This is a genomic window from Nonomuraea sp. NPDC048881 (assembly GCF_040649795.1).
In the GTDB taxonomy this organism is placed as follows: Bacteria; Actinomycetota; Actinomycetes; order Streptosporangiales; family Streptosporangiaceae; genus Nonomuraea.
Map to the genome: position 1 here is coordinate 92973 of NZ_JBEZGC010000021.1, position 13781 is coordinate 106753.

Annotated in this window: 10 protein-coding genes; 4 read left to right on the top strand and 6 right to left on the bottom strand. The window is 72.7% G+C overall.

The window, feature by feature from the left end; genetic code table 11:
* Window positions 1-11: 11 nt before the first annotated feature.
* The 3 genes from AB0C33_RS43465 to AB0C33_RS43475 all read right to left on the bottom strand — a co-directional run bounded on the left by AB0C33_RS43465 (window position 12) and on the right by AB0C33_RS43475 (window position 5009).
* On the bottom strand, window positions 12-1232 hold the full coding sequence (locus AB0C33_RS43465) for a right-handed parallel beta-helix repeat-containing protein (RefSeq protein WP_358299106.1): 1221 nt from the start codon (window positions 1230-1232) through the stop codon (window positions 12-14).
* Between the two features lie 124 nt (window positions 1233-1356).
* On the bottom strand, window positions 1357-2985 hold the full coding sequence (locus tag AB0C33_RS43470; RefSeq protein WP_358299109.1) for a hydantoinase B/oxoprolinase family protein: 1629 nt from the start codon (window positions 2983-2985) through the stop codon (window positions 1357-1359).
* A complete protein-coding gene (locus AB0C33_RS43475; protein ID WP_358299112.1) occupies window positions 2982-5009 on the bottom strand; it encodes a hydantoinase/oxoprolinase family protein in 2028 nt (675 codons plus the stop codon). Before AB0C33_RS43475 ends, AB0C33_RS43470 begins: the two co-directional genes overlap by 4 nt.
* Window positions 5010-5144: 135 nt before the next feature.
* Between AB0C33_RS43475 and AB0C33_RS43480 the strand changes: the two genes are divergently transcribed.
* The gene (locus AB0C33_RS43480; protein ID WP_352364154.1) at window positions 5145-5765 is read left to right on the top strand and encodes a YigZ family protein; all 621 of its coding nucleotides are present in this window, start codon (window positions 5145-5147) and stop codon (window positions 5763-5765) included.
* A gap of 6 nt (window positions 5766-5771) precedes the next feature.
* On the opposite strand, the gene AB0C33_RS43485 is transcribed toward AB0C33_RS43480, so the two are convergent.
* Window positions 5772-7007 carry an isochorismate synthase gene (locus AB0C33_RS43485; protein ID WP_352329030.1) on the bottom strand — a complete coding sequence of 412 codons (1236 nt, stop codon included), beginning with the start codon at window positions 7005-7007 and terminating at the stop codon, window positions 5772-5774.
* Between the two features lie 218 nt (window positions 7008-7225).
* On the opposite strand from AB0C33_RS43485, the gene AB0C33_RS43490 reads away from it, so the two are divergent.
* The 3 genes from AB0C33_RS43490 to AB0C33_RS43500 all read left to right on the top strand — a co-directional run bounded on the left by AB0C33_RS43490 (window position 7226) and on the right by AB0C33_RS43500 (window position 9598).
* A complete protein-coding gene (locus AB0C33_RS43490; protein ID WP_358299115.1) occupies window positions 7226-8056 on the top strand; it encodes an SGNH/GDSL hydrolase family protein in 831 nt (276 codons plus the stop codon).
* 119 nt (window positions 8057-8175) lie between these two features.
* Entirely contained in the window at window positions 8176-8739 is a 564-nt protein-coding gene (locus AB0C33_RS43495; RefSeq protein WP_358299118.1) for an RNA polymerase sigma factor, read from the top strand.
* The gene (locus AB0C33_RS43500; protein ID WP_358299120.1) at window positions 8732-9598 is read left to right on the top strand and encodes a CU044_5270 family protein; all 867 of its coding nucleotides are present in this window, start codon (window positions 8732-8734) and stop codon (window positions 9596-9598) included. Before AB0C33_RS43495 ends, AB0C33_RS43500 begins: the two co-directional genes overlap by 8 nt.
* Window positions 9599-9727: 129 nt before the next feature.
* Here AB0C33_RS43500 and AB0C33_RS43505 read toward each other — a convergent pair whose 3' ends face one another.
* Window positions 9728-12913 carry a S8 family serine peptidase gene (locus AB0C33_RS43505; protein ID WP_358299121.1) on the bottom strand — a complete coding sequence of 1062 codons (3186 nt, stop codon included), beginning with the start codon at window positions 12911-12913 and terminating at the stop codon, window positions 9728-9730.
* 91 nt (window positions 12914-13004) lie between these two features.
* Window positions 13005-13718, bottom strand: a complete 714-nt coding sequence (locus tag AB0C33_RS43510) for an HNH endonuclease family protein (RefSeq protein WP_358299124.1) — start codon at window positions 13716-13718, stop codon at window positions 13005-13007.
* Between the last annotated feature and the right edge of the window lie 63 nt (window positions 13719-13781).

Here is a 13781-nt window from a genome sequence, read left to right on the forward strand (position 1 = left end):
GCGTCGCCGGGTCAGTAGCCCCTGGTGAGGTGGACGCCCGCGCCGACCTTGCGCCGCTTCCCGACGCCGTCGAGGAGGTTGCCCGAGGAGGTGATCGACATCGACTCGCCCTCGCCCTTGGCCAGCAGGATGCCGGTCTCTTGCTTGGTGCCGTGGCCGACGACGGTGTTGCCGGTGATCGCGGCGTGGCCCGCGCCGTAGTTGACCGCGTCCAGCGCCAGGTAGACGAAGTCCACGCCGTCCGGGAGCGGGCCGGTCGCGGCGATCTTGCGCTCGGGCGGCGCCGCGCCGCTCTGGCGGGCCTTGCGCAGCTCGGCCAGCGCGTTGGGCGGCGGCAGGAACTTGTGCACGCGGTTGCCGGTGATCGTGGTGGCGGCATCGCCCTGCAGGTCACAGCGGATGCCGTAGTACGTCTGGCCCGCCGTGCTCTCGGCGCCGAAGTCCTCGATGTAGTTGTCCTGGATCGAGGTGCCGAAGCAGCGGTGGGCGTCGATGGCGTTCTTCGGCGTCCCGTACAGGTGCAGGCCGCTCATCGTCCAGCCGGCCGCGTTGTCGCTCTGGATGGCGCTGGTGCCGCTGAAGCCGATCCAGGAGCGCTGCAGCGTCCAGTCGGTGACGGAGTTGCCGGGGTCGACGACGCGGATCCCGGCCTCGGCGGCGCCTTCGATGTAGACGTCGCTGATGACGCTGTTGACCATGGTGTTGCGCAGCGTCGTGCCGTTCCTGGACGGGTTGCTGATGCGGATGCCGTCGGACGGCGTGCCGTAGATGTCCACGTCGTAGACCCGGGTGTTCCACGAGCGCAGCAGCAGGCCGACCGTGCCGGTGTTGTGGTCGCGGTTGCCGTCGATGGTCAGCCGCTCGACCCGCACGCTCTCGCCGCTGAACTCGGTGTCCTCCAGCCAGCCCTTGGAGGCCAGCACGGCGGGCAGGTTGGCGCCGTCGGCCTGCTTGAGCACCGTGCCGGCCTTGGCGTCGCCCCGGTAGGTGCGCCGGTCGGCCAGGCTGATCGTGGCGTTGATCAGGCACGGCCCCTTGATGACGATCTCGTCGCCGTCCTTGGAGGAGTCGATGGCGGCCTGGATCGCCGCGGCGTCGCCGGGGGCGTCGGAGCAGGCGGCCTCCACCCTGGCGGCCGAGGCGGGCGCGGCCGGCGTCAGCACGGCGACGCCGGCCAGGCCCGCGGCGAGCGCGGCCGAGCCCGCGAGCAGGCGCGTTCGTAACGCAGTCATGAGAGTCCCCTCGTGAAGATGGTCATGACGGGGACACAGCCTCCCCAGGCTTCGCGTGCCCCCGCGTTGTCGATCATCTTCACAGACCGGAGAACAATCCGTGCGATTTTCGGTCGAATGCGGATCAGTTCGTGATCATGCCCTCGGCCAGGTCGGCCGTCCGCGCCAGGGGAGAGCGCCGGTCGGCCGGGCCGTAGCCGCCGCCTCCGCCGGACTCGCAGCGCAGCACGTCACCGGCCGACACCGGCAGGGCGTTGACCTTGAGCATCCGGCGCTCGCCCGCCGTGCCCGGATTGAGCGTCACCCGTGGCGGAGCGCCCGCCGCGCCACCGGCCAGGCCCCACGCGGGCGTGACCGAACGCTCGAACCACAACGACAACGAGGTGTCGCCGCAGAACTCGTACTCCCGCACCACGCCGTTGCCGCCGCGCCACTGACCGGCGCCGCCGGTGTCGGGACGCATCTCGTAGCGGCGCACCCGGACCGGGAACAGCGTCTCCAGCACCTCGATCGGCATGTCCCGCAGCGAGCCGTTGACGTTGTTGATCAGGCAGGACTCGCCGTCGCCGCCCTCCCATGCCCCCCAGCCGCCGACCGTGGCCTCCTGGGAGACGTACAACTTCCCGGTACGCGGGTCCGTCCCGGTGAACTGCACGATCATCGAGTCCCCGTACGAGGCCGCCGCCGCCTTGCCCGGCAGCGCCGGGGCCAGCGCCTTGACCACCAGGTCGATGAGCAGCCCGAGGTGGGAGTAGTAGTACTGGCAGGCGGCCGGCGACCGCGCGGCCAGCATCGAGCCCGGCCGGGTCTCGACGCTCAGCGGGCGGAAGGAGCCGCCGTTCAGCGGCACGTCCCCCGACACCAGCAGCTTGTACCCCACCCGCACCGCCGCCACGGCCTGCGCCGCGCCGCAGTTGACCGGCCCGCGGGCCTGGTCGGCGCAGTCGGTCAGGTCCACGTGCATCGACTCGCCCGACACCGTGACCCGCACGTTCACCGGCAGCGGCGTGGCCAGGTCGATGCCGTCGTTGTCGAGGAAGCCGGACGCCTCGTACACGCCGTCGGGGATCGCGGCGATGGCCTGGCGTTCCATGCGCTCGGTCTGGGCGAAGATCTCGTCCCGGGCGGCCATGACCGTCTCCAGGCCCCAGCGCGAGACGATCTCCTGCAGCCGCCGCTGGCCGGTCATCGCGCAGCTCACCTGGGCCCGCATGTCGCCGAGCGTGGCGTGCGGGAAGCGCACGTTGCGGGCGATCACCTCGTGCAGGTCGCGGCACGGTCGCCCGCCCGCGTACACCTTCACCGGGCCCAGCCGCAGGCCCTCCTGGAAGATCGAGGTGGAGTCCATCGAGCCGCCCGGGTCCTTGGAGCCGACGTCCAGCCAGTGGGCGCGCGAGGCGGCGAACCCGGCCAGCTCGCCGCCGGCGAAGATCGGGCCGTAGACGGTGACGTCGTTGAGGTGGGTGCCGCCGACGTAGGAGTCGTTCAGCACCCACACGTCGCCCTCCTGCCACACCTCGCGGCCGTACATGCGCTCGGTCTCGCGGGTGCACACCTCCAGGTTGCCCAGGAAGATCGGCAGGCCGGACGACTGCCCCAGCACGTTGTGGTCGCGGTCGAGCAGCGCCACCGCGCAGTCCTTGGCCTCGTAGATCACCGGCGTGTACGAGCTGCGGATCAGCGTGGTGTTCATGTCCTCGGCCGCCTGCAGCAGAGCACATCGGATGATCTCGGTGGTGACTGGATCGATCACTGGACGTCCACCTTCACGATGAGGAAACCGTTGTCGTCGACGGCCGCCAGGCAGCCCGGCGGGATGACCGTGGTCGCGGTCTCCTCGACCACGATCGCGGGCCCGGCGAACGAGCCGGACAGGCCCGCCCGCCGCAACACGGGCGTGCGGTGCACCACCCCGTCGAAGATCACGTCCCGGACGTTCCCTGACGTCTCCTCGCGCGGCTCGGCGGCCCCGGCGGCGGCGCGCGGGAACGAGCCGAACCCGGTGCTGCGCAGCATGACGAACTCGACCGGCGCCTCGGGGGTGGCGTGGCCGTACCGGCTGGTGTGGGCCTCGGCGTAGCGGGCCGCGACCGCGGCGAGGAAGCCCGGCTCGCCCGGCTCGGCGGCGTCGCGCAATGGGACGGTGAGCGTGTAGTCCTGGCCCTCGTAGCGCATGTCCACGGCGTGCTCGACCCGGCGGCGCTCCTCAGGGACGCCCTGCCCGGCCAGCGCCTCCAGCGCCTCCCGCTCCAACGTCGCCAGATGCCCCGACATGTCGTCGCCGTCGAGCGTGTCCTGCGGCCGGAAGTACGGGTGCGTCAGGTCCCGCCGCACGTCCGCCTCCAGCATCCCCCAGGCCGAGAACGCGCCCGGGAACCGCGGCACGACCACCTCGGAGATGCCCAGCTCGCGGGCGATGAAGACGGCGTGCATCGCGCCCGCGCCGCCGAAGGCGACCAGCGCGAACTCGCGCGGCTCCACCCCGTGCTCGACCGTCAGCGTGCGGATCGCCTGGGCCATCTTGGCGTTGGCCACGTCGCACACCCCCTCGGCCAGCCGCAGCGGGTCCAGGTCCAGCTCCCGCGCCAGCGTGACCACGGCCGTGCCCGCCGCCTCCTCGTCCAGCGTCATCAGCCCGCCCGCGAACCAGGCCGGGTCCACCCGGCCGAGCACCACGTTCGCGTCGGTCACGGTGGGCCGGGTGCCGCCCCGGCCGTAGCAGGCCGGGCCCGGCACGGCCCCGGCCGACTCCGGGCCGACGCGCAGCGCGCCCGCCTCGGCGTAGGCGATCGAGCCGCCGCCCGCGCCGATGGTGTGCAGGTTCACGATGGGCATGAGCACCGGATAGCCCTCGATGCGGGCCTCGGCGCTGACGTCGGGCCGCCCGTTCACCACGAGCGAGACGTCGAAGGAGGTGCCGCCCATGTCCACGCAGATCGCGTTCTCCCGGCCCAGCATGCGGGCCGCGGCGACGCCGCCCATCGTGCCGCCGACCGGCCCCGACAGCAGCGTCTGCAACGGCCGCCGCATCGCGTACGAGGCGTTGACCAGCCCGCCCGACGACTGCATCACGTGCACCGGCACCGACAGGCCGCGCTCGGCGAAGCGCCGCTCGATCCTGGCCAGGTACCTGCGCACGACCGGCCCGGTGTAGGCCTCCAGCACCGCCGAGGAGGTGCGCTCGTACTCGCGCCACTCGCGCGCGACCTCGTGCGAGAGCACCACGAGCACGTCCTCGCCCAGCTCGGCCCGCAGGATCTCGCCCGCGCGCAGCTCGTGCGCGGGGTCGGCGAAGGAGAACAGCAGGCACACGGCGACGGCGTCGAAGCCCTCCTCGCGGGCCCGCCGCGCGGCCCGCCGCACCGCCTCCTCGTCGAGGGGTTCCAGCTCGCGGCCCCGGTGGTCGAGGCGGCCGCCGGCCTCCATGACGTCCTGGCGCGGCACGAGCGGCGACGGCTTGCGGTAGCGCAGGTCGAACATGCGGTCGCGGTTGCCGCGGGCGATCCGGTAGACGTCCCCGGCGCCCCGGCTCGCCAGCAGCAGCACCCGCGCGCCCTTGCGCTCCAGCAGGGCGTTCAGTCCCTGCGTGGTGCCGTGCACGAAGAAGGAGATGGCCGCGGGGTCGTCCACGACCCGGCCGAGCGCGGCGAACACGCCCTCGGCCAGGTCCCCCGGCGTGGTGGGCGCCTTCGAGGCGGTGACGGCCCCCGTGCGCTCGTCGTAGCAGACGACGTCGGTGAAGGTGCCGCCGATGTCCATGGCGACGCGATAGGTCATGCGCCGCACCGTACGCGCGGGGCGGCGCCGCGATCATGGGCGTCCTGCACAGGGAAGGGACGTCTCCCGTGCATCGCGCTCAACCCGGTGCGCCCACCCGAAAATCTACAACGTAAAGGCGGTAGCCTGGCGGGCGTGTCCCAGTCGTACCTCACCCTCGCGACCGGCGTCGAGCACGAGACCGAGGTGCGCCGCTCCCGGTTCGTCTGCGCGCTGGCCCCCGCCCGTACCGTCGAGGAGGCCGCCGCCTTCATCGCCGCCCGCCGCCGCGAGCACGCCGGCGCCACCCACAACTGCACCGCGTACGTGATCGGCGGGCGGCTGCAGAAGGGCGACGACGACGGCGAGCCTGGCGGCACGGCGGGCACGCCGATGGTCCAGGCGCTGGTCGGCCGGGGGTTCAACGACGTGGTCGCGGTGGTCACGCGCTATTTCGGCGGCGTCCTGCTGGGCGCGGGCGGTCTGGTGCGCGCCTACGGGGGAGCGGTGACCGAGACGCTCGACCTGGTGGAGCCGGTGCGGATGGTCCCGGCCAGGCTGGTGAGCGTCTCGGTGGCCCACGACCAGGCCGGCCGGGTGGAGAACGACCTGCGCGCCTCCCGCTACGCGCTGCGCGAGGTGACCTACGCGGCCGGGGTGACGTTCTCGGTGGCGGTGGGGGAGGACGAGGTGGCGGCGTTCGGCGAGTGGGTGGCCGCGCTGACGGCCGGCCGGGCCCGCGTCGAGGTGGGCGAGGGCGTGCACGTGCCCGGCTGAGGCCGCTCAGCCCTCCAGGGCGTACTGCATGACGCGGAACTTGGCCTGGGCCTCGGCCAGCTCGGCGGCCGGGTCGGAGTTGCCCATGATGCCGCCGCCGGCGAAGAGCCGGGCGCGGTTGCCCTCGATCAGCCCCGAGCGCAGGGCGATGCCCCATTCGCCGTCGCCGTGGGCGTCGATCCAGCCGACCGGGCCCGCGTAGCCGGCGCGGTCCATGCCCTCCAGCTCGCGGATGACCTTGATGGCGGTGTCGGTCGGGGTGCCGCCGACGGCGGCGGTGGGGTGCATGGCGGCCACCACGTCGAGCACGGACGCGCCGTCGGCCAGCCGCCCGGTGACGTGGCTGGCCAGGTGCTGGACGTTGGGCAGCACGAGGAGTTCGGGCTCGTCGGGGGTGTGCAGGGAGGAGCAGAGGGGGGCCAGGGTCTGGCGCACGGAGGCGATGGCGCACTCGTGCTCGTGGCGGTCCTTCTGGGAGGCGAACAGCGCGGCGCCGCGGGCGACGTCGTCGGCCGGGCCGGTGCCGCGGGCGGTGGTGCCGGCCAGGACGAGGGACTCGATCTCCTGGCCGGTGCGGCGGATGAGCAGCTCGGGGGTGGCGCCGACGAGGCCGGCCACGGAGAAGGTGTAGCACTCGGGGTAGCGCCGGGCCAGCCGGGTCAGCAGCAGGCGCACGTCGATGGGGTGCTCGGCGGTGGCGAGCAGGTCGCGGGCGAGCACGACCTTCTCCAGTTCGCCGTCGCGGATGCGGCGGGCGGCCCGGGCGACGACGTGCTCCCATTGGGGGGCGGTGAGGCTGCCGTCGCCGTAGCTGATGCGGCCGGGCTCGCGGATGGGGCTGAACGTCTCCAGCGGGGCCTCGCCGACGGTGGTGAGCCAGGCGCGGCCGCCGCGGCGGGCGAGCACGGCGCGGGGGACGACGAGCACGGATCCGGGGGCGTCCTCGTCGAAGGTGAAGCTGCCGAAGGCGACGGGGCCGGAGCCGGAGCCGGGGGCGCGCCCGGCGTCGTCGGCGGGCGCGTCGCCGAGGACGGTGCGCAGCCACTCGCGGGCCCAGGCGAAGCGGCCGGGGCCCGGCGGCACGGCGACGCGGGCGGCCTGGCCCCATCCCACCAGGCCCTCGCCGTTCCTGATCCAGGCGTAGGGCGCCGTCTTCGGGAGGGATGCCAGCAGGTCACCGGGGTCGCCGACAGGGGTGGTGCGAACCGGTAGCGGGCGGGTTGTTCCGAGCGCGACACTCACTCAAGACACTCTATGCGGGAACTGAACACGTTCGACTCGGACCCCCGTGAATGCGGTGTTACTGCCCACGAGCCAGGAAATAACCGGATCTTGACGTTCATTGGGGGCGCCCAGCTCGCGGAGGCACTGTCAAGCGGCGATAGGAAGACGGTCCTGAAATGGCAGACCTCGCCTGAAGGTCATGGTGCGTCCTTGATCGACTCCCTACCTTTGGGGCCATGATCGGTCGTCTGTCCCCTGTCGTCACCGCCGTCCTCGTCCTGGCCGCTTCGGGCCCCGCGCAGGCCGTCGTCGCAGCTCAGCCCGTCCCTGAGACGATGGCGGCGCTGGGCGACTCGATCTCCACGGGCTTCAACTCCTGCGGCTGGTACGTCTCCTGCGCGGCCCGTTCCTGGGCGGCCGGCGACAACGCGCAGGTGGACAGTCACTACCTCCGGCTGCGGGGCCTGGCTGGAACGCTCCACCGGGAGAACTTCGCGGTGCCCGGCTCGACGAGCGCCGACCTGCTCGGCCAGGTCAACCAGGCGATCGCGGCGAAGGCCGATTATGTGACGATCCTCATAGGCGCCCAGGACGCGTGCAAGCGCACCGAGCGGGAGATGACGCCGGTCGCGCTGTACCGCCGGCGCATGGACGCCGCGCTGTCGGCCCTGCGTGCCGGCATGCCGCAGGCCAGGGTGTTCATCGCGAGCGTGCCCGACCTGCGGCGGTTGTGGCAGGTCGGCAAGGGCAACCCGCTGGCCCGTACGTTCTGGACCGTCGGGAGGATCTGCCAGACCATGCTGGCCGACCCGGCCTCGGTGAAGAAGGCCGACGTGGAGCGGCGGGCCCGGGTGCGGGCGCGGGTGATGGCCTACAACAGGGAGGCGGCGCTGGCGTGCGAGGCGATGGGGCCCTCGTGCGACACCGACGAGGGCGCGATCTTCTCCTTCCCGTTCACGCTCGACCACGTCAGCAAGTGGGACTTCTTCCATCCCAACCTCGCCGGGCAGAAGGCGCTGGCCGAGCAGACGTTCGAGCACGGCTTCGTCTGGGAGGACCCGCGCTAGCCCGACCCGGGTGAGTGGCCGCCTTCCGGCGCGCGGGAAGAAAAGCCGCGTGCGCCGCGAAGGATGGGTGAAAGCAATGATCACCCACCGGAAGGCACACTCATGACGGAGACGGGCACATGACCGCCGACGTGGGCGAGCAGGTGACCGACGCCGACCTCGTCGCCGGCTACCGGCGGAACCCTGAGTTGTTCACCGCCGTGTATGACCGGTATTTCCGTGACGTCTACCGGTACGTGGCGGGACGCCTGGGCGCCCAAGTGGCCGAGGACATCGCGGCCGAGACGTTTCTGCTGGCGTTCGACCGGCGTGACCGTTTCGCGCTGGAAAAAGGTGCTCTGCGGCCCTGGCTGCTCGGCATCGCCACGAACCTGGTGGCCCGGCACCGCCACAAGGAGGCCCGCCGGTACCGGACGCTGGCCCGGCTCGGCCCCGTGCCGGTCGTGGAGGGGCACGAGAACCGGGTCGTCACCGCCGCGACCGCGCAGCCGTACCTGGCCATGGCGCTCGCCTCGCTGAACGGCGGCGAGCGTGACGTGCTGCTGCTCCTGGCGCTGGGCCAGCTCAGCTACCTGGAGATCGCCCAGGCGCTCGGCATTTCCCTCGGCACGGTGGGCTCGCGGCTCAGCCGGGCCCGCGCCAAGATCCACGCCCTCACCGACAAGGAGACCCCTCATGCGTGACCTGGAAGAGATCGCTGCTTTGCTGGACGAGCCGGAGCCGTCCGCCGGGGCGGTCGCGCGCGGCAGGGAGCGTCTGGAGCGCAGGGTGCCGGCGGGCCGGGCGCGCCGGCGCGCCGGCTGGTTCGTCCCGGGAGTGGCCCTGGCCGCCGCCGGTGCCGTCGCCGCAGTCGTGTTCGCCACGGGGGCGCCCACGAACGACGGCGCACCGGTCACGGGCAAGGAGGTCCTGCTCATGGCCGCCGTCAGCGCGGAACGTACGCCCCAGGGCTCCGGGACGTACTGGCACGTCACGCGCCGGTGGCTCTCGTCGGACGCCCCGCCGATAGAGAGCTGGACCAGGCGCGACGGCAAGCGCTGGACCAGGGCCGTGCCGGGGGATCCCGCCGGCGCCGTCATCCCCGCGCCGGAGGGGAAGACGCTCAGGCTCAAGGGCGCCAGGGTGAGCTTCGAGGAGCTCGAAGGGCTGCCGACGGACCCCGAGGCGCTGAAGGCGTCGCTCGTCGCGCGCAAGGGCCAGGAGAGGGACATGTCCGCGTCCGAGATGCGCGGCGATCCCACCCTCACCCTGCTCGCGCTGATCACGGACCTGCCGGCGCCCGGGGAGGTCCGCTCGGCGGCGTTCCGCGCGCTCGCCGCGACACCGGGGGTGGAGAACGCGGGCGCGGTCGAGGGCGGTCAGCATCTGCGCATTCCCGACCCCGACGGCGACACGGACATCGAACTGGTCATCGATCCCGAGGAGGCCCGGGTGGTCCGCGCCAACCTCATCCTCGTCGACGACGGCGACCTGGCGTTCAGCGCCCAATTCATCTCCGTGACCACCGAGTGGACGGACCAGCTTCCCGCGGTGAAGAGCTGAGGCGGGATGCCGTGAGCCCCGCGGGTGATCGCGACCGCTGACGGTCCTCCTCTCCCGCACGCGTCCGCCCCCCGGGCTGGAAGGCCCGGGGGGCGGACGCGTCGTGATTCAGCTTGTCGGCCGTACGGGTCAGCCCACGGCGTAGGCGCGGGTCACGGTCTGGGTGACGCCGTTGCCCGCCTTGTCGGTGACGGTCGCGCGCAGCGAGACGTACCCCGCGGTGGTGGGGTTGTCCAGCCACGCCGTCCAGCCCGATCGGCTCGCCCGGACGTGCACCGGCCGCCACGTCCTGCCGTCGTCGGCGGACGCCTCCAGCTTGATCGAGGAGACCGCCGCCCCGGCGGCGCCGGGAGCGCGTTCGACCTGGATCGGGACGGTGGTCCGTGATCCCGGCCTGGCGCGGTTGGCGTCACCGAGGCCCTGGGGCGCGTAGCGCACGGCCATCAGCGGCAGCGGCTCGGGCTTGGCCGTACGGGCCGAGCGGAAGGTCCAGACGGCGTCGACGCCCGTGGACAGCTCGGCCTGCGATCGCCGGGTGGAGGCGGTCAGGGTGTAGGCGGTGTCGGCCTGCGGCAACGTGGCGGTGAGCGTGCACTCCTGGCCGGGGTAGGGCAGGCAGCCGGTGATGCCGGTCGTGGCGAGCTGCTTGCCGTTCCCGGTCAGGGTGAGGGTGCCGGTCGCGGTCGCGTCCATGCCGGTGCGTCCGGCGACTCCGCTGCTGTACAGCCCGTGGGCGGGGAAGGCCAGGGTGTCGCCGGCCCGGCTGCCGCCGGCGGCGGCGAACGAGGGGCCGGTCACCGCGGCGTTCCAGACCTGGGTGAAGTTCCTGTCGCGCACCGGGCCGGTGCCGAGCTCGGTCAGGCCGCCCGTGACGAACTCGTCGTTCCACGCGAATCCCGGGGTGAGGTACCTTGTCACGCTGCTCGGCAGCGGGATGTCGTCCCAGATGCCCATTCCTGGCGAGAGGGCGTCGCCGGGCGGCACCGGCGCCGTGATCAGGGTGCCGGTGGCGCCCGGGACGGTCGAGCGGTAGGTCTCGGTCGCCTTGACCAGGTCCCGGGTCCGCGCGGCGTACCCGGGGGCGTCGGGGAAGCCGTCCGTCCTGTGGTCGACGAGGTCGTAGCGGTACGGGCTGGGCGTCGTGTCCTTCTTGGTCCAGGTGGACTGGGCCAGGTAGGTGAGCCCCGGCTGCCGCACCGGGACGACGTGGTAGCCGCCGGAGTAGCCGAACGCGATCATCGCGGTCCTCCAGGGCCCGTTGGCCACGGAGAGGGCGAATCCGGGATCGGGGACGGCGGTGGGGTCGTCCACCGTGAACGTGATCCGCTTCGCCTGGCGGCCGTCGACCGTCAGCGACACGTCGGCGTCGCCGACCTCGAACGGCCGGTGCGCGAGCGTCAAGCTGTGCTCCGCCCTCCCGAGGATCTCGGTGTAGAGGTTCCAGCGTCCCTTCGGCAGTCTGATCCTGGCCGTGCCGCCGTGGAAGACGAGGTTGCGCGGCGCACCGGTCGCCTGGTCGTAGACGACGCCCTGCGCATACTCGGTGGCGGCCCCGTCCCTGTCCTGGACGGTCACCGTGACGTCATGGGACTCCGGCTCCACAAAGGCCCCGGCCGGGGTGCGGACCACGGTGTCACCGGCCGTGGCGGTGACGATGCCCGGATGGTCGCCGGGGCCCTTGCCCTCGGCGTCGATGGTCACCGCGACCGACGCCTGCCCGCCCGCGGGCACCTCCAGTCGTTGCGGCGACAGCGTGAGCACGTCGGAGCCGGCCGCGAGGTCCAGGGTGACGGGCGTGGCCCCGGTGTTGCTGTAGGTGATCTTCCCGGTGGCCCGCCGCTCACCCGGCTGGTCCCAGGGGAAGGCGGCCCACACGCCGGTGGGAGTGGCGATCACCTCCTGGGCCAGCGAGCGGAGCACGTCCACCCGCCCGGTGCCCTGCTGGTACGGCGTGGCGCCGTCGGTCGGACGGGCACTGCCGACGAGCGCCGCCTTGAGCTGCTGCCCGCTCCAGTCGGGATGGCGCTGGGCGAGGATGGCCGCCGCTCCCGCCACGTGCGGACTGGCCATCGACGTGCCGCTCATCGCCACGTGGGTTCCGTCGGCGGTGCCCGCCGCGGCGGCGGCCATGATGTCCACGCCGGGGGCGGTGACGTCCGGCTTGACGGCGTGGTCGCCGATCCGCGGGCCCGTGCTGGAGAAGTCGGCCACCTGGTCGGAGCGGTCCACCGCGCCGACGGTCAGCGCGGCGTCCGCGCTGCCGGGGCTGCTCACGCTGCCCCCGCTCTGCTCGCCCTCGTTGCCCGCGGCCGCCACGAACAGGGTGCCCGTGGCCTGCGAGAGGGTGTTCACCGCCTGCTCGATCGGGTCGAGGCCGGCTTCGTCGGGGCCGCCGAAGCTCATGTTGACGATCTTGGCCTTGACCTCCGTGGCGGCCCACTCCATCCCGGCCAGGATCGCGGAGTCGCTGATCTGCGTGCCCAGCTTGCCGAAGGCGATGCGGGCTCCCGGTGCCACGCCGCGGTACTTCTCGCCGGCGCCGGCGATGATCGAGGTGACGTGCGTGCCGTGCCCGACTCGATCGCTCATGTCAGGCTCGTCGGAGAAGTTCCGCGACTGGGTGACCACGTCCTTCAGGTCGGGATGCGTGGGGTCGTACCCGCTGTCGAGCACGGCGACCGTGACGCCCTGTCCGGTGAAACCACGCTGCCACGCCTCGGTCGCGCCGATCTGCCTGGTGCTGCGGTCCAGGGTGTAGGTACGCCGGCCGTCGAGCCAGATCCTGCCCTTGCCCGCGGCCAGTGTGGACGCCCCGCCGAGCAGGCTCCGCCACGCCTCGCCCGCGCCCTTCTTGGCCACCCGCTGGGCCGTCATGTCGAGGGCGGCCAGCCGCCGGGTGGTGGCCGCGCCGCGCAGCGCGGGGGCGCTTCCCTGCGGCGACTGGGTGATCAGCGGGATGTCGGGCGTGTCCGCGTCGCCGTAGCGCCAGGCGAGCAACTGGGTGACATCGAACAGCCGCTCGTCCAGCACCCCCTGGGCGACCAGGGGCGCGGCGTCGGACGGGACGACGTACAGGTGCCCGTCGCGGTAGCCGGAGGAGAAGTGCACCTCCCGGGCCGTGCCCGGCTCCACCCGGAAGCTCCTGCCCGTGACCACGACCCGGTCGCCGGTCAGCAGCGTCACACTGCCCGCCGGGCCGGAGCGCGGCTGTCCGGGACGTGCCTGGCCCGCGTCGGCCGTGCCGGTTCCCGTTGTCGCGCCCACACTCAGCGTGCCTGCCAGGACCGCTGCCAGCAGTCCCTTGCCTAACGTCATTGATCCTCGCAAGAAGAGAAAACGATCGCTTTCTCTCCTCTTCCGCGTAAGGCGGATTCTTCTTCCCTGGGCCCCTGAGGCGGGGGACGAGCTAGCGGCACTGCGCGAGCATGGCGTTCTTGTCGGCCCTGGTCACGGGCAGGTCGTACTTGAGCGCGACCTGGGCGAAACGGGTGACGTACGCGCAGCGGACCCGGCGCTGGGGAGGCAGCCATCCGGCCGGACCGGAGGCGTCCTTCTCCTCGTTGGCGCGGCCGTCGACGGGTAACAGGTTGAGCGGGTCGTTGGCGAAGTCGAGGCGTTTCGACATCGGCCAGCGCGGCGCGCCCATGCGCCAGCCGTAGTTGAGCGGCACGACGTGGTCCACCTGCACCTCGTCGGCCTGGGCCTTGTGCCAGGAGATGAGCCGGCCGGTGTAGGGGTCGGTCAGCTCCATGGCGACGACCTCGCAACTCGACCCGGGCCGGTACTCGACGCCGGTGCCGTCGCGGGCGAGCAGGTCGTCGCGGGTGCGGCAGCCGTTGCGGGCGTAGGGGACGCCGGTGGCGGTGTCGGCCCAGTTCTCGCCGTACCGGCTGCGGGCGTAGCCGGTGTTGGGGCCGCGGTCCTTGACGCGTAAGCGGCCGATGAGGGCGCGCGCCCTGGCCTTGTCGCCGTCGGACAGGACGGGGGCGAGGCCGGGCAGCGTCCCGCTGGCGTTGCCGAGGGGGCTGGCGGCGGTGGCGGCGGGGCTCTTGGCGCTGCCGATGAAGGAAGCGACGATGACGGCTCCGGCGAGGATCGCGATGGCGTCCTTCGTGCTCAAGCAGCCCTCCGTGGCTCCCGCGGGCGAAGTTGTCTAGAGAATTCCCGCCATCGCCGGATTTGA